The organism is Streptomyces sp. NPDC107471, from assembly GCF_055582845.1.
This window is the reverse complement of sequence record NZ_JBVJPC010000003.1, coordinates 239,731-260,985: the sequence shown is the minus strand read 5'-3', so window position 1 is coordinate 260,985 and position 21,255 is coordinate 239,731. Positions and strand designations below refer to the sequence as shown.

At 72.8% G+C, this 21,255-nt stretch carries 22 protein-coding genes; 5 read left to right on the top strand and 17 right to left on the bottom strand.

Going from position 1 to position 21,255, the window contains the following annotated elements; all coding sequences use genetic code 11:
• Positions 1–14: 14 nt before the first annotated feature.
• The 8 genes from ACZ66S_RS10680 to ACZ66S_RS10645 all read right to left on the bottom strand — a co-directional run bounded on the left by ACZ66S_RS10680 (position 15) and on the right by ACZ66S_RS10645 (position 6,916).
• A complete protein-coding gene (locus ACZ66S_RS10680; RefSeq protein ID WP_469901131.1) occupies positions 15–548 on the bottom strand; it encodes a GNAT family N-acetyltransferase in 534 nt (177 codons plus the stop codon).
• Complete coding sequence (locus ACZ66S_RS10675) at positions 545–1,123, bottom strand: helix-turn-helix domain-containing protein (protein ID WP_469901130.1); 579 nt, start codon at positions 1,121–1,123, stop codon at positions 545–547. The genes ACZ66S_RS10680 and ACZ66S_RS10675 overlap by 4 nt, the downstream gene beginning before the upstream one ends.
• 109 nt (positions 1,124–1,232) lie before the next feature.
• On the bottom strand, positions 1,233–2,135 hold the full coding sequence (locus tag ACZ66S_RS10670; RefSeq protein WP_469901129.1) for a LysR family transcriptional regulator: 903 nt from the start codon (positions 2,133–2,135) through the stop codon (positions 1,233–1,235).
• 28 nt (positions 2,136–2,163) lie between these two features.
• Entirely contained in the window at positions 2,164–3,378 is a 1,215-nt protein-coding gene (locus ACZ66S_RS10665; protein ID WP_469901128.1) for a glycine C-acetyltransferase, read from the bottom strand.
• A gap of 14 nt (positions 3,379–3,392) precedes the next feature.
• A complete protein-coding gene (tdh, locus tag ACZ66S_RS10660) occupies positions 3,393–4,421 on the bottom strand; it encodes an L-threonine 3-dehydrogenase (RefSeq protein WP_469901127.1) in 1,029 nt (342 codons plus the stop codon).
• 311 nt (positions 4,422–4,732) lie between these two features.
• The gene (locus ACZ66S_RS10655) at positions 4,733–5,104 is read right to left on the bottom strand and encodes a YybH family protein (protein ID WP_469901126.1); all 372 of its coding nucleotides are present in this window, start codon (positions 5,102–5,104) and stop codon (positions 4,733–4,735) included.
• 32 nt (positions 5,105–5,136) lie between these two features.
• Positions 5,137–5,850, bottom strand: coding sequence for an SDR family NAD(P)-dependent oxidoreductase (locus tag ACZ66S_RS10650; protein ID WP_469901125.1), 714 nt, complete (start codon positions 5,848–5,850; stop codon positions 5,137–5,139).
• Between the two features lie 127 nt (positions 5,851–5,977).
• Entirely contained in the window at positions 5,978–6,916 is a 939-nt protein-coding gene (locus tag ACZ66S_RS10645; protein ID WP_469901124.1) for a LysR family transcriptional regulator, read from the bottom strand.
• A 108-nt stretch (positions 6,917–7,024) separates the two neighbouring features.
• Here ACZ66S_RS10645 and ACZ66S_RS10640 point away from each other — a divergent pair, with 108 nt between their 5' ends.
• The 3 genes from ACZ66S_RS10640 to ACZ66S_RS10630 are packed head-to-tail and all read left to right on the top strand — an operon-like array spanning position 7,025 to position 9,161.
• Positions 7,025–7,315 (top strand): muconolactone Delta-isomerase family protein, encoded by a 291-nt coding sequence (locus ACZ66S_RS10640; RefSeq protein ID WP_469901123.1) that lies wholly within the window; start codon positions 7,025–7,027, stop codon positions 7,313–7,315.
• A gap of 56 nt (positions 7,316–7,371) precedes the next feature.
• Positions 7,372–8,526, top strand: coding sequence for a YbfB/YjiJ family MFS transporter (locus tag ACZ66S_RS10635; protein WP_469901719.1), 1,155 nt, complete (start codon positions 7,372–7,374; stop codon positions 8,524–8,526).
• 41 nt (positions 8,527–8,567) lie between these two features.
• The gene (locus ACZ66S_RS10630) at positions 8,568–9,161 is read left to right on the top strand and encodes a GPP34 family phosphoprotein (protein ID WP_469901122.1); all 594 of its coding nucleotides are present in this window, start codon (positions 8,568–8,570) and stop codon (positions 9,159–9,161) included.
• Here ACZ66S_RS10630 and ACZ66S_RS10625 read toward each other — a convergent pair.
• The 7 genes from ACZ66S_RS10625 to ACZ66S_RS10595 form a co-directional block, all read right to left on the bottom strand.
• Positions 9,158–9,760 carry a TetR/AcrR family transcriptional regulator gene (locus ACZ66S_RS10625; protein ID WP_469901121.1) on the bottom strand — a complete coding sequence of 201 codons (603 nt, stop codon included), beginning with the start codon at positions 9,758–9,760 and terminating at the stop codon, positions 9,158–9,160. The two genes, ACZ66S_RS10630 and ACZ66S_RS10625, sit on opposite strands and share 4 nt — an antisense overlap.
• 56 nt (positions 9,761–9,816) lie before the next feature.
• Entirely contained in the window at positions 9,817–10,395 is a 579-nt protein-coding gene (locus ACZ66S_RS10620) for a GAF domain-containing protein (protein ID WP_469901120.1), read from the bottom strand.
• 58 nt (positions 10,396–10,453) lie between these two features.
• Positions 10,454–11,053 carry a GTP-binding protein gene (locus ACZ66S_RS10615; RefSeq protein ID WP_007386183.1) on the bottom strand — a complete coding sequence of 200 codons (600 nt, stop codon included), beginning with the start codon at positions 11,051–11,053 and terminating at the stop codon, positions 10,454–10,456.
• Positions 11,031–11,402 carry a DUF742 domain-containing protein gene (locus ACZ66S_RS10610; protein ID WP_037716095.1) on the bottom strand — a complete coding sequence of 124 codons (372 nt, stop codon included), beginning with the start codon at positions 11,400–11,402 and terminating at the stop codon, positions 11,031–11,033. Before ACZ66S_RS10610 ends, ACZ66S_RS10615 begins: the two co-directional genes overlap by 23 nt.
• 2 nt (positions 11,403–11,404) lie before the next feature.
• Positions 11,405–11,839, bottom strand: a complete 435-nt coding sequence (locus ACZ66S_RS10605; RefSeq protein ID WP_390101737.1) for a roadblock/LC7 domain-containing protein — start codon at positions 11,837–11,839, stop codon at positions 11,405–11,407.
• 68 nt (positions 11,840–11,907) lie between these two features.
• Entirely contained in the window at positions 11,908–14,736 is a 2,829-nt protein-coding gene (locus ACZ66S_RS10600; protein WP_469901119.1) for an ATP-binding protein, read from the bottom strand.
• A gap of 1,271 nt (positions 14,737–16,007) precedes the next feature.
• Positions 16,008–17,183, bottom strand: coding sequence for an MBL fold metallo-hydrolase (locus tag ACZ66S_RS10595; RefSeq protein ID WP_469901118.1), 1,176 nt, complete (start codon positions 17,181–17,183; stop codon positions 16,008–16,010).
• 183 nt (positions 17,184–17,366) lie between these two features.
• On the opposite strand from ACZ66S_RS10595, the gene ACZ66S_RS10590 reads away from it, so the two are divergent.
• Together ACZ66S_RS10590 and ACZ66S_RS10585 are read left to right on the top strand one after the other, a co-directional pair.
• Entirely contained in the window at positions 17,367–18,545 is a 1,179-nt protein-coding gene (locus ACZ66S_RS10590) for a Glu/Leu/Phe/Val dehydrogenase dimerization domain-containing protein (RefSeq protein WP_469901117.1), read from the top strand.
• Between the two features lie 48 nt (positions 18,546–18,593).
• The gene (locus ACZ66S_RS10585; RefSeq protein WP_469901116.1) at positions 18,594–19,202 is read left to right on the top strand and encodes a TetR/AcrR family transcriptional regulator; all 609 of its coding nucleotides are present in this window, start codon (positions 18,594–18,596) and stop codon (positions 19,200–19,202) included.
• 382 nt (positions 19,203–19,584) lie between these two features.
• Here the strand turns inward: ACZ66S_RS10585 and ACZ66S_RS10580 are convergent, their stop codons facing one another.
• Both ACZ66S_RS10580 and ACZ66S_RS10575 read right to left on the bottom strand, forming a co-directional pair.
• Entirely contained in the window at positions 19,585–20,370 is a 786-nt protein-coding gene (locus ACZ66S_RS10580) for an SGNH/GDSL hydrolase family protein (RefSeq protein ID WP_469901115.1), read from the bottom strand.
• Positions 20,371–20,515: 145 nt separating this feature from the next.
• Positions 20,516–21,232: a DUF6250 domain-containing protein gene (locus ACZ66S_RS10575; protein WP_469901114.1), complete on the bottom strand. Its 717-nt coding sequence runs from the start codon at positions 21,230–21,232 to the stop codon at positions 20,516–20,518.
• Positions 21,233–21,255: the final 23 nt, after the last annotated feature.

Below are 21,255 nucleotides of genomic sequence, written 5' to 3'. Positions count from 1 at the left end.
GCCGGCACTGACAATCACCTGGTCGGAGCGGTCGCTTCGAGCCGCTTGTAGTACAGCGTCGTCGGCCGCAGCACCCCGGCCGGGTCGGCCGCGTAGTCGGGGATGACGCCGGCCCGGGTCCAGCCGGCCGAGCCGTAGAGGCGCTCGGCGGGGCTGTCGGTCTCGGTGTCGAGGTGGAGCAGGGTGATCCCGGCCGAGCGGGCGGCGTCCTCCGCGGTGCCGAGGAGCCGGCGCCCGAGGCCGTGCCCGCGCGCGTCCCGGTGCACCATCAGCTTGACCAGCTCCGCGCGGTGCCGGGAGTTGGGCTTGTCGGGGAAGGCGAGGCTGACGGTGCCGACCGCGCGGTGACCGTCGTGCGCCGCCCACACCGCCAGGTGTCCCGCGGCCACCGCGCCGGCCCGCTCCTTCCACCAGGCGACGGCCGCCGCGCGGTCCATCGGTGCGAGGAACCCTACGGAGGCGCCGCCGTCCACGGTGTCGACGAGGAGTTCCGCCAACCCGTCGGCGTGCTGGGCCAGTTGGACTTCGTCGAGGCGGGTGACGATCACGGCAGGACCACCGCCAGCACGTACCGGGCCGCGTCGGGGCCCGCGCACCGGAAGCGCGTCGGCCCCCACACCCGCAGCCGCAAGCAGTCCCCGGTGCCGAGGTGGTGCTCGACGTCCTGGGCGGTGACGTCGAGCGTGCCCTCCAGGACCCAGATGTGCTGCTCCAGACCGGGCACGGGCGGCCTGTCGTAGGCGATGTCGGCGCCGGCGGCGAGCCGTCCCTCGACGACTTCGCCACGCAGCCCGGGGTGCGGCGGCGACACGGACCGCCGTACGAACCCGGAGGCCCGGTCCTCCCACACCGGCTGCCCGGCGGCCCGCACCAGCAGCGCGGGCTCGGTCTCGACCTCGCTGAGCAGTTGGGACATGGTCCGCCCGTACACCCCGCACAGTTGGTTGAGCAGCGAGGCGGTGGGGCTGATCTCGGCCCGCTCCGCGCGGGACAGGGTTGACTTGCTGACCCCGCTGCGCTCGGCCAACTCGCCCAGGGACCAGCCGCGTTCGGCCCGCAGCTCGGCGAGCCGGACGCCCAGGCGGGTGTCGACCGGGTCGGGCCCGGACCCATCACGTTTCACATCCGGGAACCTATCCCGGATACGGGACGGACCGCTACTCCCTCCCGCCGAACGCCGCCGGCGTCCGCTCCGGCGCGGGCATCGCCCGCACCACCCGCTTCGCCGTTCCCTACTCCTGGGCGACGGCCCGGAGCGCGTCGAGGACGGGGCGGATCAGGGGGTGCTCCTCGGCTCCCCGCCGGACGGCCGCGAAGACCCGGCGCGTCGGGGCCACCCCGTCGACCGGCCGTACGACCACTCCGGCGAGGTCCATCCCGATCAGCGCCGAACGCGGCACGAGCGCCACTCCCGCGTCCGCCGAGGCCAGGGCGACCACCGCGCGGAAGTCGTCCGAGGAGTGCTCCAGGCGTGGCTGGAAACCGGCGTTCTCGCAGGCGAGGACCACGACGTCGTGGCAGGGGTTGCCGGGGTAGGGGCCGATCCACGGGTCCTTGGCGAGCTCCGCCAGCGGCACCTCGCCCGCGTCGGCCAGCCGGTGGCTCACCGGTACGACCGCGTCGAAGGGTTCGGCGTACAGCGGCACGTGCGCCAGGCGCGGGTCGTCGGCGGGCGGGGCCCCGCGGTACTCCACCGCCACCGCCACGTCGACCTGCCGGTCCAGGACCATCGGCAGGCTGGCGTCGCCCTCGGCGTCCTGGACGCGGATGTGGATGCCGGGTGCGGTCGCGGCGAGCCGGGCCACCGCGGGCGCCACGACCAGGGCGATCCCGGTCGCGAAGGCGGCGACGGTGACCGTGCCGGCCGCGCCCGAGCTGTAGGCGGCCAGCTCGGCCTCCGCCCGCTCCAACTGGGCGAGGACCGCGTTGGTGTGGCTGAGCAGGATCTCACCCGCGGGGGTCAGCCGTACGCCCTTGGCGCCGCGCTCCACCAGACGGTGGCCGGTCTCCTGCTCCAGGGCCGTGAGCTGCTGGGAGACCGCCGAGGGCGTGAGATAGAGCGCGGCGGCAGCCGCCGTGACCGTGCGGTGGTCGGCCACCGCACGGAGGATGTGGAGCCGCCGTGCCTCGATCATGGGATCGATTATCGCAACAGGTCGGGACTCAGTCCGCCATCTCGGCGCGGGCCGCGACCATCTCGGCGCGGGCCGCGACGAAGGCGTCCACCGCGCGGTTCACGTCCGCGGTGGAGTGGGCCGCCGAGAGCTGCACCCGGATGCGCGCCTGCCCCTGGGGGACCACCGGGTACGAGAAGCCGATCACGTACACGCCCCGCTCCAGGAGCAGCTCCGCGAGGCGTCCCGCCTTCGCCGCGTCGCCGATCATCACGGGCGCGATGGCGTGGTCGCCGGGCAGGACGTCGAAGCCCTCCTCGGTCATCCGGCTGCGGAACAGCGCGGTGTTCTCCCGCAGCCGCACCCGCAGGTCGTCCGCCGACTCCAGCAGGTCGATGACCTTCAGGGAGGCCGCGGCGATCACCGGGGCGAGCGTGTTGGAGAAGAGGTACGGCCGGGAGCGCTGGCGCAGGAGCGCGACGATCTCGGCACGGGCCGCCACGTAGCCGCCGGAGGCACCGCCGAGCGCCTTGCCGAGGGTGCCGGTGATGATGTCGACGCGGTCCATGACGCCGTGCAGCTCGGGGGTGCCGCGGCCGCCGGGGCCGACGAAACCGACCGCGTGCGAGTCGTCGACCATGACCATGGCGTCGTAGCGGTCGGCGAGGTCGCAGATCTCCGCCAGGGGCGCCACGTAACCGTCCATCGAGAAGACGCCGTCGGTGACGACCAGCTTGCGCCGGGCGCCCGCGGCCTCCTTCAACTGCCGTTCCAGGTCGGCCAGATCGCGGTTGGCGTAGCGGAAGCGGCGGGCCTTCGACAGCCGGATGCCGTCGATGATCGACGCGTGGTTCAGGGCGTCGGAGATCACCGCGCCCTCGGGGCCCAGCAGGGTCTCGAAGACACCGCCGTTGGCGTCGAAGCAGGAGGAGTACAGGATCGTGTCCTCCTGGCCGAGGAAGGCGGACAGCCGCGCCTCCAGCTCCTTGTGGACCTCCTGCGTCCCGCAGATGAAGCGGACCGAGGCCATGCCGTAGCCCCAGCGGTCCAGGGCCTCGTGCGCGGCGGCGATCACCTCGGGGTGGTCGGCCAGGCCGAGGTAGTTGTTGGCGCAGAAGTTGAGGACCTCGCCCGGGCGGCCGCCCGAGGAGACGTGCACGGTCGCCGACTGCGGGGTGTCGATCACACGCTCGGGCTTGTGCAGGCCGGCGGCGCGGATCTCGTCGAGGGTGGCGCGCAGGTCGTCGCGCACGGAGTCGAACATCGTCAGTCCCTAGGTCAGTTGGTCCAGTCGAGGATGACCTTGCCGCCGCGGCCGCTCGCCGCGTCGGCGAACGCCGCCTCGAAGTCGCGGTAGCCGTACCGGCCGGTGATCACGGGGGCGAGGTCGAGGCCGCCCTCCAGGAGGACCGACATGGCGTACCAGGTCTCGAACATCTCGCGGCCGTAGATGCCCTTGATGGTGATCATGGAGGTGACGATCCGGGCCCAGTCGACCGGGAACTCCGCGGCCGGCAGTCCCAGCATCGCGATGCGGCCGCCGTGCGTCATGTTGGCGATCATGTCGCGCAGGGCCTCGGGCCGTCCGGACATCTCCAGGCCGATGTCGAAGCCCTCGCGCAGCCCCAACTCCCGCTGCCCGTCGGCGATCTGCGCCTCCGAGACGTTCAGTGCCAGGCTCACGCCGATCTTGCGGGCCAGCTCCAGGCGCTCCTCGCTGACGTCGGTGACGACGACGTTGCGGGCACCGGCGTGCCGGGCGACCGCCGCCGCCATCAGCCCGATCGGTCCGGCCCCGGTGATCAGGACGTCCTCGCCGACCAGCGGGAAGGACAGCGCGGTGTGCACGGCGTTGCCGAACGGGTCGAAGATCGCGGCCACGTCGAGCTCCACGGAGACGCGGTGCACCCACACGTTGGCGGCGGGCAGGACGACGTACTCCGCGAAGGCCCCGTCCCGGCCGACGCCGAGGCCGACCGTGGCCCGGCACAGGTGCCGGCGCCCGGCGAGGCAGTTGCGGCACTTCCCGCAGACGAGGTGCCCCTCGCCGCTCACCCGGTCGCCGGCCTTGGTCTCGGTGACATCGCGCCCGGTCTCCACGACCTCGCCGACGAACTCGTGCCCGAGCACGAGCGGGGTCCGGATCGCCTGCTGGGCCCAGCCGTCCCAGTTCCGGATGTGCAGGTCGGTGCCGCAGATACCGGTACGCAGCACCTTGATCAGCACGTCACCCGGCCCGACGGCCGGTTCCGGAACGTCCGCGAGCCACAGCCCGGGCTCCGCCTTCTCCTTGACCAGCGCCTTCAAGGTACGGCTCCTGTGGGTACGAGGGGTGGAAACGCCCAGCAATCTGCCGTACGACACCGCCGCGGTCCATCGAGACTTTCTTAAGCGGTGCCACAGCTCCGCTTCACACCATGGCACGGGGCCCGGGAACTCGCCGCTGCTGAGCGGCCCGCCGAGCCGCTTGCCGACCGGCGCCGGGTCGGCGGTGTAGGCCACCGGAGTGAGCCCGCGAAATACCCGCGCCGATCGGCATCCGGCACCCCACGACCGGGCCCGCGATCATTGCGAGCCCGGCGTGAGGACAGTCCGCCGACGACACCCCCGCGCAGCCCTTAGTCGAGGCGGGACACCTGGTAGTGGGCGATGGACCAGTCGTCGCCCGTACGGGTGAGGAGAACCGACAGTTTGACCGTGACCGGGGGACGGTCCGTGAAAGTGAACTCGGCGTCGAGGTAGCCCAGGACGAGGCCGTCGGCGGGGCGCCGTGTCTCCAGGATCCGGTAGGCCGCCGTCATGCCGGGCGGCTGGGAGTCGTAGTACGCGGCGACGCCCTGCCGTCCGACGCTGTACGGATGCAGTCCCTGGAAGACGGCGTCCTCGGTGAAGAGGGCGGCCACGCGGTCCGGTCGGTGGGCGTCGACGCCGGACTTCCAGCGGTCGAGGACGCTGCTCAGGATCGTCTTCTCGTCGAGTGAGGTGATCATGTTCGCTTCCCTGGAGGTGTGTTGACGGTTCGTCAGTGACCCGCGCTCATTCCGCCGTCGACGTGCAGGATCTCGCCGGTGACGAACGGTGCCGTCTCCAGGAAGAGCACGGCGTCGACGATGTCGCTCATCTCGCCCATCCGTCCGACCGGGTGCAGGGCGGCGAGGAACTCGTGGGTCTCCTCGGCGTGCATGGGCGTCTTGATGGTGCCGGGCGACACGGCGTTGACGCGGATGCCGCGGGTGGCGTACTCGACGGCCAGGGACTTGGTGGCGGACTGCAGGCCGCCCTTGCTCAGCGAGGCCAGCACGGAGGGGACCCTGGAGTCCGCGTTGTCGACGAGGCTGGTGGTGATGTTGACGATGTGGCCGCCGCCCTGGGCGAGCAGGTGCGGGACGGCCCGCTGGGTGAGGTGGAAGACACCGGCGACGTTGATGCCCGTCACGGTGGCGAAGTCCTCGGCCGTGTAGTCGGTGAACGGCTTGGCGACGAAGACGCCCGCGTTGTTGACCACGGTGTCGATGCGCCCGAACCGCTCCACGGCCGCCGCGACCACACGCTCCGCGGTCGCCGGGTCGGCGATGTCGCCCTGGACGGTGAGGACGTCCGCGTCGTCGACGGGGGCGATGGTGCGCGAGGTGGCGACGACGGCGTATCCGAGCTTGCGGTAGCCCTCGACGAGGGCGGCGCCGATGCCCTGCGAGGCGCCGGTGACGATCGCGACCTTCTGGTTCTGCGTGCTCATGATGACCTTCTCCGAATCGGTGACCGGTACTAACCGACCGGTCGACTATTTGGAAGGTAGGCCGGTCCGGCAGGACACGGAAGGACCGGCTTCCTCCCGTCTGGGAGGCACTGGCTCCCAGCGCAGGTCAGCCGGGGATCGCGTACGGGTCGTCGGCGGGCAGCCAGGCGTCCTGGGCGGTGATGCCGAGGTCGCCGACGCCTCCGCACAGCGCGTCGACGACGGCCAGGACACCGGCGCGGTCCTCGTCCTCGCGGTGGACCAGGGACCAGGTCCAGTAGACCTTCGGCGCGACGATCTCCCTCCGGACCAGGTCCGGCGGGAGCGGACTGGTCTGCCCCTTGGGCGAGTTGACGACCGGGCGGGTGCAGCGGCGCACGTGGTCGAAGAAGGCGGGTCCGGTGATCGCGCCGTCGGAGATGCGGACCGTACGCGCGCCGGTGACGCGCGCGAGCTCCTCGCCGTACACGTTCCAGGACGCCCAGGCGGTGAGGTCGTCGTCGATGAGCACGTCGGTGCTGCGGGCCGGCACGTCGGGTACGTCGACGCTGTCGCCGCCCCTGGCCACGGCGTAGAGCCGGTCGGCGCCGACCAGCCGGGCCCGCAGTCCGAGCCTGCGCAGATCCTCGGTGCGCACCCAGCACACGGCGAGGTCCAGGCTGCCGTCGGCGACGCGCGCGGCCTGGGTGTGGGAGGGGGCGACCCAGGCGTCGACGTGCACCTGGGCCACCGCCGCCGTACGCGACATCAGGTCCGGGGGAAGCCAGTTGACGTATCCGAGCCGTACCGACTGCGAGCCGGAGAGCCGGCCGGCCCGGTGCCTGAGGTCGTCGGCGCGGTCCAGCAGGGCGCGGGTGTGCGGGAGGAGGGCGGCACCGGCCGCGGTGAGGGTCACCCTGCGGCGGTCCCGGTCGAACAGCCGGACGCCCAGGTCCCGTTCGAGCGCCTTGATCTGCTGGGAGAGCGAGGGACCGGCGATCAGGAGCCGCTCGGCGGCCCGACCGAAGTTCAGCTCCTCGGCGACCGCGACGAAGTACCGCAACTGACGCAGTTCCACGGGCGCCATCGTACGCGGACTGGGAGGCTGCGCCTATCAGCAGCGAGGAAGCCGGTCGTGGCATCGGCGCAGGTGACGCGCGCACCATGGGATCACCGACGACGAGCGGAGCAGGTCATGGAAGAGTTCCTGGTCGAGATCACCACCACCGTTCCCGAGGGCACCGGACAGGAGGAGGTGGACCGGCGGCGGGCGGCGGAGGCCGTCCGCGCGAGGGAGCTGGCCGCGACGGGCCACCTGGCCCGACTCTGGCGCCCGGTGGGCGAGTTGCGCAGCATCGGCGTGTGGCGGGCCGCCGACGAGGAGGAGCTCCACACGAAGGTGCTCGGCACCCTGCCGCTGCGGCCGTGGATGACCCTCACCGTCACCCCGCTCCAGCCGCACCCCAACGACCCCGGCACGAAGTGACCGCTCCCTCCCCCTGGCGCCACGTCACCCGGGCCGCGGCAGCGCTCGCAGCGGCCATGGGAGTGGGCCGCTTCGTGTACACCCCGATCCTGCCGCTGATGCACACCCAGGCGGGCCTGTCCGCCGGGGCCGGGGCGACCCTGGCCACCGCCAACTACGCCGGCTACCTCGTCGGCGCCCTCGCGGGCACCCTGGCCCCCGTCCTGGTCCGGTCGCGCGCCGTACCGCGTGCCTGTCTGCTCCTGCTGACCGGCACCCTGGCCGCGATGCCGCTCACCCACAGCACCGCCGTCTGGGCGCTGCTGCGGCTGGCGGCGGGCGTGGCGAGCGCCCTGGTGTTCGTGGTCGCGGCCGGGTCCCTCCTGCACCACCTGCGGAACCACCCGCCGCACCTGTCCGGCTGGGGGTTCGGCGGCGTCGGCGGCGGCATCGCCCTGTCCGGTCTGCTGGTCCTGGCGGTGCGGCCGGTCGCCGACTGGCGGGCCGCCTGGTGGGCCGCCGCAGCCCTGACCGCGCTGCTCGCCGCCGCCTCATGGCAGCTACGGCCGGACGAGGCACCCGTGGCCACGGTGAACGGCATCCCCGCGGGGTCCCGCACGCACCGCTGGTTCGGCGCGCTGTTCGTCAGCTACACGCTGGAGGGCGTCGGCTACATCGTCGCCGGGACCTTCCTGGTCGCCGCCGTCGGACAGGGCTCCCCCGGCTGGGTCGGCAGCGGCGCCTGGGTGCTCGTGGGCCTGGCCGCCGTACCGTCCGCCGCACTGTGGGCCCGGCTGGGCCGCCGTTGGTCGCGTCCCGGGCTGCTGCTCACGGCGCTCGTGGTCCAGGCGGTCGGCATCGCCCTGCCCGCCCTGGTCGGCGGTACGGCCGCGGCCCTCGGCTCGGCGGTGCTGTTCGGCGCCACCTTCATCGGCGTCAGCACGCTCGCCCTGGCCCTCGGAGCGCACCTGCGGTTCTCCCGTTCCGTCGCCCTGCTGACCGCCGGCTACTCGGTCGGACAGATCCTGGGCCCCGTGACCGTGGCCCCGCTGCTGCACCACGGCTACCACCCGGCGCTGCTGACGGCGGCCCTCGTGGTCCTGGTCGCGGCCGCGGCCGCCGGGGTGCTGCGGGTCGGCTTTCCGCACCACATGGTCGTTTCGGGTGCCACGGTCCCCGAACAGGAGCGAGAATCGACCCAGGACGCCCGGCCCACCGCGGCCGGCCCCTGAGCCCGAACCGCCGCACCCGGCCGACCGACGTGGAGCCGCCGATGACCACCGCACGGGATCTCGCGATCGTCGCCCTCGACATGGCCGACGACAAGCCGGTGGAGCAGGGCGACCTCTCGCTCGCGCTCGCGGCGGCCGAGGTGTTCGACCTGCTCGACGCCCACGCCCTCGTCCTGGACGGCGACCGCCTCCTGCCCAACGCCCCGTCCCCCACCGGCGACCGCCTGTTGGACGAGGCCGCCGAGACGCTCGTACGGCAGGAACCGTACGAGTCGGTCGAGGACTGGCTGTGGCGCCGGGGCCGCGGGCTGTCCGCGGCCTACGTCGACGACCTGGAGCGGACCGGGCTGACGGACCGGCGACGCGGCCGCCGCATCCCGCTGCGGACCGGGCGGACCGAGCTGGTCGACTCGCCGGCCCGGCGGCAGGCCGAGGAGCGCCGGGCGGCGGGCGAACCCGTCCTCGCCGCCCTCGCGGCCGCCGCCGGCATCGGCGGGGAATCGGACGAGGAGCTCCCCGACGAGGCGGCCGCGGTGCTGGCCGCGGTCGGGGACGCGGTGATGGAACTGGAGGCCGTGCGCCAGCGCAAGGTCATCGAGGACGCCGCCTTCGACAACGTCTGGCGCGGTTACTAGGCGCCGGTCGCGCCCAGCAGCGCCCGGCAGTTGTCCCACAGGGCGCCCAGGCGCTGCGGGCTGTTGTAGAGCTTGGCGAACATCACCTGGCCCTCCAGTTGGGCCACCACAGCCCGCGCCGCCTGCCGGGTGTCGGCCACGGTGACGTCGCCGCGGTCCCGGGCCTCGGTGACGACGGCCTCCACCATGTCGACCTGCGCGTCGAAGATCTCCTGGAGCCGTCCGCGCACCGGCTCGGCGTGGTTGCTCAGCTCCAGGGCGAGGTTCCCGAAGAGACAGCCCGCCACGGTGCCGCAGCCCTCCTGGACGGCGCGCTGGCCGGCCTCGGTCTGCTCGAAGAGCGCGCGCAACCGCCGCAGGGGGGCCGTGTCGGCGCCGCCCAACGCGCTGTTCCAGTCGGCCCGTTGGGCCGCCCAGTGCTCGTCGACGACGGCGAGCGCGAGGGCCTCCTTGGACTCGAAGAAGTAGTAGAAGCTGCCCTTCGGCACCCCGGCCGCCTTGCAGATCTCGGCCACGCCCAGCGCCGAGTAGCCGCGCCCCTCGATGAGCGAGCGCGCGGCCCCGAGAATCTTGTCCCTGGCGTCACTGGTGCGTCCCACGGGGTAAGTCTACGCGGATACTAGACCGGTCGGCTATGCAAGGGGCGTCTCGCTGGTCACAGCACCGGGAGTCCGTCGGCGTGCCGTCGCTCCAGACGCGCGACCAGGTCCGCCGCCGCCGACTTGATGGTCTCCAGACCGGACTTCCCCCAGGTCCGCGGCTCCACATCGGCCGCGCTCACCGTGCCCAGCACCATCCCGGTGGAGTCGATGAGCGGAGCCCCCAGGTAGGAGCGGATGCCGAACTCGTCGACGACCGGGTTGCCCGCGAACCGCGGGTAGTCACGGACGTCCTCCAGGACCAACGCCTTGCGGCGGGCCACCACATGGGGGCAGAACCCATGGTCGCGCGCCATATAGCGGCCCACTTCCGGCTTGGCCTCCTCGCCCTCCGCCGGGGGCCGGCGCACGGGAATCCGGAGACCGGCGAAGAACTGCCGGTGCTCGCCCAGGAAGTTGACCATCGCGTACGGCGCTCCCGTGCGCTCGGCGAGGCGCTCGGCAAAGCTGTCGAGCGCGGGCTCCGGATACTCCCCGAGCCCGAGCAGGCGCAGTCTGCGCGCCCGGTCCGGGGCCTCCTTGTCCTCCGGGGTGAGCAGCAGCCGGCCGACCGGGCGCGGTGGGTCGTAGCTCATGGGCGGCCGTCGCTGTCGACGTCGGTCATATGCGGCTCCGTGGCGGTGTGTGCGGGGGTCACATGTGGGCGCCGTGGCTCGGCGCGGGCGCCGGGCTGTGGGCGATGAGATGCCGTACGAGGGTGAGCAGGGTCTGCACACCGGAACTGGAGATCCGCGCGTCGCAGCGCACGATCGGGATCTCCGGCGGGAGGTCGATGGCGGCGCGGACCTCCTCGGGGTCGTAGCGGTACCCCCCGTCGAACTCGTTGATCGCGACGATGAATCCGAGGCCGCGCTGTTCGAAGAAGTCCACGGCCGCGAAGCAGTCCTCCAGTCTGCGGGTGTCGGCGAGGATCACCGCGCCGAGCGCGCCCTCGGAGAGCTCGTCCCACATGAACCAGAACCGTTCCTGTCCGGGCGTGCCGAACAGGTACAGGACGTGTTCCGGGTCGAGGGTGATCCGGCCGAAGTCCATGGCCACCGTCGTCTCGACCTTGTTCTCGATGCCGTCGAGGCTGTCGGTCGCGGCGCTGACCGTGGTGAGCAGTTCCTCCGTGCTGAGCGGGGCGATCTCGCTGACCGCGCCCACGAAGGTCGTCTTGCCTACCCCGAACCCTCCCGCCACCAGGATCTTCAGTGCGGTGGGGAAGGGATCAGAGCTGTCGTCGTAGTCCATCGAGCACTGCCTCCAGAAGAGCCCGGTCAGTCGGGTTGTGGGTGAACTCGGGGGGCTTGGTGGTCAGCGCCCCGCAGTCGACGAGGTCGGACAGCAGCACCTTGGTGACCACCGCCGGCAGCTTGAGATGGGCGGCGACCTCGGCGACCGAGACGGGCGCGCGGCACAGGTCGAGCGCCTGCGCGTGCTCGGGGCCGAGGTAGCCGATGGGGGTGGCACCGGTGGCCATCACGTGCGAGAGCAGGTCGAACGCGATGGACGGCCGGGTGCGACCGTTGCTGACCGTGAAGGGCCGCACCAGCCGCCCGGCCGCGTCGTCGAGCCAGGGCCCGTCGCCGGCCGCCGCCACGCTCAAGGCCTCATCGCCGGGGAATCGACGGCGTGCTGTCGGGGCGCGGTCACCAGGTAGGGGCGCACGCTCTTGACGAGCATCGCCATCTCGTAGCCGAGCACGGCGGCGTCGGCCTCGCGTCCCGCCAGGACGGCGAGACAGGTGCCGGAGCCGGCGGTGGTCACGAACAGCAGCGTCGAGTCGAGTTCGACGACGACCTGGCGGACCTCTCCGCCGTCGCCGAAGCGGACGCCCGCGCTGCGGCCGAGGGAGTACAGGCCGGAGGCCAGGGCCGCCATGTGGTCGGCGCTGTCCCCGTCGAGGCCGTGGACCGACTTCACGAGCCCGTCGCAGGACAGCAGGACCGCACTGCTGGTGTGCGGCACGCGCTGCACGAGGCCGCTCATCAGCCAGTCGAGATCGGATACATGGCCGGTCGGCGCTTCGCTCGCCATGGTGGATCGACTCCTTGAGGTACGAAGGTCTGCGGGAGCGCTGGGGGGTGGGGTGAACGCGGGGGTGGTCATCCGGCGGGTGCGCTCCCGTCGTGCCGGGGGGTGGTGCGGTCGTGGTCGAGGCCGTGCGGCTCGGATATGTGGGGCCGCTCCATGGGGGTGGGATCTAGGGAGGCGGCGTCGGTCGTGGGTGTGGCGCCCGTGTGGCGCGCGTTCGGGTCGAAGCCGAGGTCGAAGTCGAAGGAGGCGGACGGGTGGGGGGTCGGGGCGGGGCGCAGCTCCGGAGCGGCGGATGCCGAGGAGGTGGCGTCGCCGGTGGCCGTATCTGTGCCTGTACCTGGGTAGGCGGTGTCCCTGGGCGTACGGGCGGTCGCCGTCGGGTCGGGGTGGGCCGAGGGCATGTGGGCGGGGTCCATGTGGGCCGCGTCCACGGGGGCGGGGTACGTGGGTTGGGCGGGCTCCATGTGGCTGGGTGACGTGTGGCCGGGCGCTGTGTGGGTGGGCGCCGTATGGCTGGGGGCCGCGGGGGCGGGCTCAATGTGGCCGGGCGCCATGAGGTCAGGCGCCATGTGGCTGGACGCCATGTGGCCGGGCGCCGGGTTGATCTCCGTGCGCGGCGACGGCACCGGCAGGGACACGGGCACCGCCGTGGCTGGTTCACCGCCCTCCGGCTCCAGGTGCTGCTGGGCCTCCGCGAGGCTGATCCCCCGCTGGAAGGCCGCCATCAGTCCCGGGTCGTGGCCGGTCAGGTACTCGGCGTCCTGCCGGGGCGCCGGTCCGCCGCGCAGTTGGGGTGCGATGTGCTCCTGGGCGCGGCGCCGGGGCAGTTGGGGCTTGCCCATGGTGCCGCGTACGGTCCCGGCTCGCGGGGTGGGCGGTTCGATCACGTGCTCCGCGACCAGGGGCCGGTCGTCGGGCCTGATGCCGGGCACGGCCTCGGCGGGCGTGGGTCGCGATCCGCGGGCCCCGCGCACGGGCAGCGGTGCGGGGCGCCCGGATCGCGCTCCGCCGTTCGCCCCGCCTCCACCACCGGGCTGCCGATCGGACACCGTCCCCTCACCACCGTCCAGGGCCCCGCTTCCGCTGGACACGGCTCCACCCGTGAGGTGGCCTGAGCCGCTGCCGTTCGACAGCGCCGGGCCACCGTTCGGAGAGGATCCGCTGCCACCGTTCGTGGCGGATCCGCTGCCCCTCGACGGCGAGTCACCGCTGGACACCGGACCCAGTACCCCCGAGTCACCGTTCAGGGAGCCGCGGCCGTCGAGCGGACGCTCGCCGCCACCAGGCCCGTGTCCCGCACCGCTCGACGAGGCCCCGCCGTCCGCCGCAGCCTCGTCACCGGCGGGTACGCCCGCGCCGCCGTCCTGCGCACGGCCGCCGGCACCCGGCGTACGACCACTGCCGTTCACTCCCGGCCGACGGCGGTCCCGTCCGTGGCGGGCACCCTGCGCAACCGCCGTGCCGTTCCTCGTCATCGGCGCCGCACTGCCGTTCGGGCCGGCCTCCGTGCTCCGGTACTCCCGTCGCTGCGGATCGGCTCCGGGGCGCGGGTCCGCGGGCGCTCCCCGGTGCCGGGCCTCCTGCGCCGACCGTGCCTGGCCCGGCGCCCGCGGCGCTACGGCCGCCCCCACCACTCCGGCGGCACTGCCCGTCCCCGCTGCTTCCGGCTGCTGCGCGCCGATCGCTCCCGGCGCCGAACCCAGCAGCGCCTGCGGCACCACGAGGACGGCCTGGACACCGCCGTAGATGTTGGTCTGGAGCCTGACATGGATTCCGTGCCGCTTCGCGAGCTGCGAGACCACGAAGAGCCCGATGCGTCCGTCCGCCAGCAGACTCGCGACGTTGACCTGGTCGGGGTCCGCCAACAGGGCGTTCATCCGGTGCTGTTCGCCCACCGGCATGCCGAGCCCGCGGTCCTCCACCTCGACGGCGAGCCCGGAGGTCACCAGGTTGGCGCGCAGCAGCACTTGGGTGTGTGGTGCCGAGAACACCGTGGCGTTCTCGACCAGTTCGGCGAGCAGATGGATGACGTCGGCGACGGCGTGCCCGCGCAGGGTGCCGTCGATCGGCGGCACGAGCTTGACCCGCGAGTACTGCTCGACCTCGGCGATGGCGGACCGCAGCACCTCGGTCATGGAGACGGGGTTGCTCCACTGTCGACGGGAGACGGCACCGCCGAGGACGGCGAGGTTCTCGGCGTGCCGGCGGATCCGGGTGGCGAGGTGGTCGACGTGGAAGAGCCCCTTGAGCAGGTCGGGGTCCTCGATCTCGTTCTCCAGCTCGTCGAGGATCGAGATCTCGCGGTGCACCAGCGACTGAAGCCGCCGCGCGAGGTTGACGAAGACCTCCAGTTTCTGTTCGCTGCCGGCCTGGCTGGAGAGCTGGGCGGCCTGGACGACGGCGGTGACGGCCCCGTCGTGGGCCCGGGCCAGGTCGGCGGCGAGCAGGTCGAAGTCGTCGGCCCCGTCGGGCGGGCCGCCGCGCGGGGTGCGCCCGGACGGCACCTCTCCACGACGCAGCCCCTCGACCAGGGCCCGCAGATCGGCCTCGCGGCGCGCACTGCTGCGGCGCAGCGCTCCGACACGGTCGCTCACCGACTGCGCGGCGCGGTCGGCCGCCACCGCTGCGATGAGGATGGCGGCGAGGGTCACCGAGACCGCGCCGGCCAGAACACCCCACAGGACGAGGCCGGGCTGGGCTCCGGTGGAGCGGACGGTGAACAGGACGGCCGCGCAGCCGCTGAGGGCGACCGCGATCGGCGGGAGCACGGCCAGCCGCAGCAGTTGCGGCCGTATGTGCGTCTCAGGCAGCGAGGAGGCGGGACGGGCGACCGGCCGCCCGTGCCGGCCGCCCTCGCGGCGGTCTGCGCGTGCGGCCGGTGCGCGGAGGTGAGACATCGGTGTCCTTGCAGTGGTCCGTCGGTCCTGTTGGCCGGAGGGTTCCGGGCCGGCCGGCCCGGGGCGGCGGGCTCCGGCGGGTGCCCCCACGGGCTTCGATGCGGTTCGCCGGGCGGCTCGTGCGGCGGCATGGTCGTCGGTCACCGGCGCGTCGCCTCCCTTCTCCCCGCACCTCGGCTGTTCGCCGGGGGCATGCGTCATGGCGTACCGGTCGAGAGAACCGAAGACTTCAACCCCTCGTCGCCCGGCGGACACTCACAGTAGTCACCAACGCATCATGTGCGAGCGGCAGTTGACAAACTCCTCCGCGGAGCGTCCCGCTCTGGTATGAGCACTCGCACGACAGATCGACAAGCTGACCGACCGGGCACCCTCGAACGAGTGAATACCGATCAGCCCTGGTCAGAACCGGTCACACACGGCCGCCGACAGCCCGGCGCGTCCGCACGCCTCGACCGTCGCACCGACCCGCGCGCCGGGTACGACAGGCTCACCGACACCCTTCCGAAGCCTTGGCCCGAACCTTCCGGATCGTCACTGACCGTATTGGTTCCCCCGGTGACACGGGGCCGCGCCACGGGCGCCCGTCTACAAGAAGAGAACCGAGGCCGATCGCGATACGAATCCACGGGCGGCTGTCAGAGACCCCGGCCCGGCACATCACGTACCGCCCACATCTCATCTGACCCGGCCCCGCACCACCCTGCCGCCGCCGGATGCCCCACCCGACCGACCGCAGCGACACCAACCCCGCGGCCCCACGTGCCCACCCCCATGCGGCACGATCACCTGACTTACGCGCCGCACCCCCGACCGGCACAACGCCCCGACTTACGCACCACACCCCCGACCGGCACGGCCACCGCGCCCTACACGCCCCACCCCGGCCCCGCGCCACCACCGGACCCAGCACCCGGGCCAGGTACCAGCGCCGGGAAACCCACCAGCGCCGGAACCACGCTCACGTCATGGCTCGACCCGACGGCTCCGGCTCCCCCACTGCCGTAGGCAACGCGGCCCATCCCCCGACCGGCGCCACCACTCACCCCGGCACCCGGGCCAGGTACCACCCCCGGACCCGGCGCCGAGAAACCCACCGGCACCGGACCCCACGCTCACCTCACCGCTCGACCAACACCACCGGCTCCCCCACAACCGCAGGCAACGCAGCCCATCCCCCGACCGGCGCCACCACTCACCCCGGCACCCGGGCCAGGTACCACCCCCGGACCCGGCACCGGGAAACCACCGGCACCGGACCCCCACTCACCTCACCGCTCAGCCGACGGCTCCGGCTCCCCCACCACCGTGGGCAACGCGGCCCATCCCCCAGCCGGCGCCCTCGCCACGCCCCGCCACCACGGGTCGGCCACCGGGACCGCGCCCGGCTCGAACGGCTCCCCGGGCCGAGGCGTGGCCATGGTGGCCCCGGCCTTGTGGGACAGCAGCATCGTCTGCTCGGCAGGCTCCGCCCAGGGATGCGTCGCGAGGTTGAACGTGCCCCAGTGGATCGGCAGCAGCACCCCTTCGGCCGCGTCCCCGCCCTGCAGATCCAGATGGGACCGCACGGCCTCCTCGGGCGTCATGTGGATGTCCGGCCAGAACTCCGAGTAGGCGCCGAGCTGGATCATCGTGGCGTCGAAGGGCCCGAAGGCCGCGCCGATGTCCTTGAACCCGTCGAAGTACCCGGTGTCCCCGCTGTGGTAGATCCGGTGCTCGTCGCCGGCGACGACCCAGGACGCCCACAGCGTGTGCTGGGTGTTGCGCAGCCCCCGGCCGCAGAAGTGCCGGGCCGGGGTCGCCGTCAGCGTCAGTCCGGCGACCTGGGTCGACTCGTGCCAGTCCAGCTCGCGCAGTCGGTCCGCGGACACTCCCCAGTGCTCGAGATGGGCGCCCACGCCGAGGGGCACGGCGAAGACGGTGTCCGTCCCGGCCAGTTCCTTGATCGTGGGCATGTCGAGGTGGTCGTAGTGGTCGTGGGAGATGACGACGACGTCGACCGGTCCGAGCGCGGCGAGCGGCAGGGGCGCGGGGTGCAGCCGCTTGGGCCCGGCGAAGGGGAAGGGGGAGCACCGCTCACCCCACACGGGATCGAACAGCACCCGCCGCCCGTCGATCTCGGCGAGCACGCTGGAGTGCCCCATCCAGGTCAGCCGCAGCCCGGTGGCCGGGGGCTTGGAGAGGTCGGCGAGCGTCGTGGCGTGCACCGGGATGCGGCCTTCCGGGGCCCGCTGCCGGCGGCCGTCGCTGTCGAAGAAGACCTTGGCGAAGTCGACCGCCGAACCGTCGGGACGGGTCCGGGCCGTTCCGCCGGGGTTCTGGAAGACACCGTTGGCGAAGTGGGGGGATCTGCGGATGCGCGCCATGCGCTCGCCGCTCGGGTCCGCACCGAAGGCCGCGGGCTGCAGCGCGCGGAGCCCGGAGCTCAAGGGACGGAAGCCGGTCACGGTACCTCCAGGTGGAGTCGCTGAGGCATCCATTATGGTCCGCCCCTCTGACAGTGCCCGGGTCTGTCCGGTCACACCCGTGAGGACGCCGTCGGAGCCGATCACGTTGACAGCGTGCGGCCGCATCCCAATACTGACTCCCCGTTCAGTAGCCGCCCGCCGACCGCCCGTACCGGAGCCCGTGTGACCACCCCCTTGCTGTCGCTCACCTGGACCGACCACGTCACCGGCCGCCAGGGCTTCCTGGTCGTCGACCGGCTGGTGCGGGGTGTCGCCAGTGGCGGTCTGCGGATGCGCCCCGGCTGCACGCTGGACGAGGTCACCGGGCTGGCCCGCGGCATGACCATGAAGGAAGCCCTGCACTACGACCCCGCGGCGCGGTACGTCCCGCTGGGCGGGGCGAAGGGCGGCATCGACTGCGACCCCCGGGATCCGGAGGCGTACGGCCTGCTCGTGCGCTACCTGCGCGCCGTGCGGCCGTACGTCGAGAACTTCTGGACGACCGGCGAGGACCTCGGGCTCAGCCAGGACCTGGTGGACCGGGCCGCCGCGGAGGCGGGCCTGGTCTCCTCGATCCAGGCGGTCTATCCGCTGCTCGACGACGAGGCCGCGGCCCGGCGGCGGCTCGCGGACGCGTTCGCCGTCGAGGTGGACGGCATCGGGCTCGACGCGCTGGCGGGTGGCTGCGGGGTGGCCGAGTCGGTGCTCACGGCCCTGGACGCGGCCGGCGTTCCGTACGCGGGCACGCGCGTGGCCGTGCAGGGTCTCGGCACCATGGGCGGTGCCACGGCCCGCTTCCTCACGCGCGCGGGGCTCACGGTCGTGGCCGTCGCCGACATCAAGGGCACGGTCTTCAACCCGGCAGGGCTCGACGTCGAGGCGCTGCTGGCCGCCCGGGACGCCCACGGCACCGTGGACCGTTCCGCCCTGCGCCCCATCGACCGCGAACTGCCCGGCGAGGCCTGGCTGTCGCTCGACGCGGAGGTGCTCGTGCCCGCGGCGGTGTCCTACGCCGTCGACACCGGCAACCAGGAACGGATCCGGGCCCGTTGGATCGTCGAGGCGGCCAACATGCCCGTACTGCCCGCGGCGGAGGCCCTGCTGGCCGCGCGCGGGGTGACCGTACTGCCGGACGTGGTGGTCAACTCCGGGACGAACGCCTGGTGGTGGTGGACCCTGTTCGGCGACATCGGGCCGGACGCGGACGATGCCTTCGCGCACGTACGACGGTCCATGCGCGCCCTGGTCGAGCAGGTGCTGGCGCGCGCGGGGACCGACGGCACCTCGCCGCGCGCCGCCGCGCACGCGCTGGTCGCGGACCGGTTGCCGGTGATTGCCGAGCGGTTCGGCCGGTATCGCTGACCTGGCCGGTCAGGCGGTGCCGCACCGGGGACGGATTAGGGTGACCCCGTGGCGAGAGTGCGGTTGACGGTGGCCGAGCGGCGCGAGGAGCTGCTGCGGGCCGCCATCGAGCAGATCGAGTCGCGGGGCGTGGCGGCCGTCAGGATCGCCGACGTGGCCTCGGCGCTCGGGGTGAGCAACGCCCTGGTGCTCTACCACTTCTCCACCAAGGAGCAGTTGGTCGCCGCCGCGTTCACCTACGCGGCCGAGGACGACCTGGCCCGTCTGCGCAAACTTCTCTGCCGCCGCACCACCGCTCTTCGCCGGCTCCGGTCGGCCGTGCGCTGGTACGCCCCGACGGGCCAGGCCAAGGGCTGGCGCCTGTGGATCGAGGGCTGGGCGGTGGCCCTGCGCGATCCGGCGCTCCGGGAGGTCACCCGGGACCTCGACAGACGCTGGAAGGCGGCGCTCACGGAGGTGATCGCCGAGGGCGTGGCCGCGGGCGAGTTCCACTGCCCGGACCCGGAGGCCACCGCCCTGCGCCTGACCGCCCTCCTGGACGGCCTGGCTGTCCAACTGACGTCCTACGCGGGCGCGGTGGCGAGATACCGGGCCCAGGAGTGGGTGGACGAGGCCCTGGCACGAGAACTCGGACTGGACGACACGGGGCCGACGTAGCGCCGGCACGCGATCGGCCGCGACGCCGGGCCCTCGACACACCGGCGCCGCGCAGCTCGGGCGCGTACCGGCCCGAAGTCCGCCCGGCAACGACACGCGGCCGGGGCGCCGACTCGACGACCCGCCCTGGACACCGGGACAGGCCGACGCCAGGCACCCAACCCCAGGCACCCGGCACCCGGCACCCGGCACCCGGCACCCGGCACGACTCAAGTCACCTGACACACAAGGCACGCCGGAGCCCCAGCACTCGGACACCGCGCCCGCCTACAGCCGCTCGCCGAAAAGGACCCACCTAACAACCCCACAAGCCCCGGACACCCAAACCACGAACCCAGCGGGCGAGCCCGCCCAGCCCCAGCACACCGACCCGCGCCGCGCCTCAAGCCACCTTCGCGATCCGCGACTTGATGTCGTCCGGCGACAGAACACCCTTGGCCGTCACATGGTCCCCGGAGGACTCCCCCCGCAGCCGGCGCCCGATCCACGGCACCAGGTACTCGCGCGCCCAGTGCACGTCGTCGCGCCGTACGTCCAGCGGTCCGCGCGGGGGCAGCGGCGGCCAGGGCTGGTCCGGGTCCGCCGGGACCTCCAGTCCCAGCACCTGTCCCGCGCGAAGCGCCACGCGCGTGTGCCCCTCGGGAGACAGGTGCAGCCGGTCGTTGTCCCAGGCCCGCCGGTCCTGGACGGTCTTCAGGGACCACAGGTCGAGCACCGGGCACCCGTACCGGTCGGCGACGGCCCGGACATGTCCATTGTACGTGGCGATCTTGCCGCGCAGATGCTTGAGCACCGGCACGCCACGGGTGTCGAAGCCGGTCGTCACCATGACCGTGCCGCACGCCTGCGTGAGCCGGGCGATGGCCCGCTCGAAGCGCTCGGCGACCTCGTCGGGGTCGGTACCGGGCCGGATGATGTCGTTGCCGCCGGCGCAGAACGACACCAGGTCCGGTGCCAGTTCGACGGCCTGCGGAAGCTGGTCCTCGACGATCTGGTCGAGGAGTTTCCCGCGGACGGCGAGATTGCTGTACCTGAAGTCGCCCTCGGGCCGCCGGTCCGCGAGAAGCACCGCGAACCGGTCGGCCCAACCGACGAACGCCCCGTCGGGGCCGGGGTCGCCGACGCCCTCGGTGAAGCTGTCCCCCACCGCCACGTACGACCCGATCACTGAGCTGCTGTCATTCTTCGAATCGTCTGCCACAGCCGTTCATGATTCACCTTCGAATGTGACCTACGCGACCGTAGGAAGGACTTGACGGGCGGTGAGATAAGCCACTCCTAAAGTGTTGGCCAAACGAGGAATAGGCCTCTCGTCAGGAATGTTGACGCTGCGACCGCCACACCTTGAAGTCCCTGATCCGGAAATGGCTCCAGGTCGTCCGGAACGCGAAGTGCCCGCGCGTGTACGGCTCCGGGTCGGTGTGGTCGAGCACGAGCCGCCCGTTGTTCCACCACTGCACCGTGGAGCCGTCGGAGACGATCCGCACCCGGTTCGGCTCGTTCGCCACCAGCAGCGGTTCGGTGTAGTCGAGGATCAGGGGCCGCACACCGGGCTCGCCGACATAGCGGCGCAGCCGTGTCGTGGTGTTGTAGTTGGCGCCGTAGCCGGAGTAGTAGGTCTGCAAATAGTCGTACTCCGCGAGCGCGCCGCCCCGGTGGGTGGCGAAGAGGTCGTCGGGGGACCGGACGTCGACCGCGTTCCAGAAGTTGTTGAGGTCCGAGACCCGGTCGTTGACCCCGCCCGCGGACACCGGGGTGGCGGTGTACTCCAGGACGTAGGGCCCTTCGAGCGGCTGCCGGAACCAGATCGTGGCGCCAGCCGGCACGTCGACCTCCAGGATCCCGCGCCGCGCGGTGACCGTGCCGCCCTGCTCCAGTTCGACGGCCCAACGGCCGAGGCCGTGGCGGAAGTCGTCGTGGGCGAGGAGACGGCGATGGCGGGGGCCGGCGTTCGCGGTGGCCGCGGGGGCGAGAGCGGCCAGGGCGGCGCCGGCGGCGAGGGCTCCGAAGGCTCTGCGCGTGGTCGTCATGGCGGACGGTTCCTTTCGTGAAG

Excerpts from the sequence above, each read along its gene's own strand:
- ACZ66S_RS10670 (WP_469901129.1), bottom strand. The coding sequence starts at position 2,135 with ATGATCGAGGCACGGCGGCTCCACATCCTCCGTGCGGTGGCCGACCAC.
- ACZ66S_RS10665 (WP_469901128.1), bottom strand. The coding sequence starts at position 3,378 with ATGTTCGACTCCGTGCGCGACGACCTGCGCGCCACCCTCGACGAGATC.
- ACZ66S_RS10655 (WP_469901126.1), bottom strand. The coding sequence starts at position 5,104 with ATGATCACCTCACTCGACGAGAAGACGATCCTGAGCAGCGTCCTCGAC.
- ACZ66S_RS10650 (WP_469901125.1), bottom strand. The coding sequence starts at position 5,850 with ATGAGCACGCAGAACCAGAAGGTCGCGATCGTCACCGGCGCCTCGCAG.
- ACZ66S_RS10645 (WP_469901124.1), bottom strand. The coding sequence starts at position 6,916 with ATGGCGCCCGTGGAACTGCGTCAGTTGCGGTACTTCGTCGCGGTCGCC.
- ACZ66S_RS10640 (WP_469901123.1), top strand. The coding sequence starts at position 7,025 with ATGGAAGAGTTCCTGGTCGAGATCACCACCACCGTTCCCGAGGGCACC.
- ACZ66S_RS10635 (WP_469901719.1), top strand. The coding sequence starts at position 7,372 with ATGGGAGTGGGCCGCTTCGTGTACACCCCGATCCTGCCGCTGATGCAC.
- ACZ66S_RS10630 (WP_469901122.1), top strand. The coding sequence starts at position 8,568 with ATGACCACCGCACGGGATCTCGCGATCGTCGCCCTCGACATGGCCGAC.
- ACZ66S_RS10620 (WP_469901120.1), bottom strand. The coding sequence starts at position 10,395 with ATGAGCTACGACCCACCGCGCCCGGTCGGCCGGCTGCTGCTCACCCCG.
- ACZ66S_RS10615 (WP_007386183.1), bottom strand. The coding sequence starts at position 11,053 with ATGGACTACGACGACAGCTCTGATCCCTTCCCCACCGCACTGAAGATC.
- ACZ66S_RS10605 (WP_390101737.1), bottom strand. The coding sequence starts at position 11,839 with ATGGCGAGCGAAGCGCCGACCGGCCATGTATCCGATCTCGACTGGCTG.
- ACZ66S_RS10600 (WP_469901119.1), bottom strand. The coding sequence starts at position 14,736 with ATGTCTCACCTCCGCGCACCGGCCGCACGCGCAGACCGCCGCGAGGGC.
- ACZ66S_RS10575 (WP_469901114.1), bottom strand. The coding sequence starts at position 21,232 with ATGACGACCACGCGCAGAGCCTTCGGAGCCCTCGCCGCCGGCGCCGCC.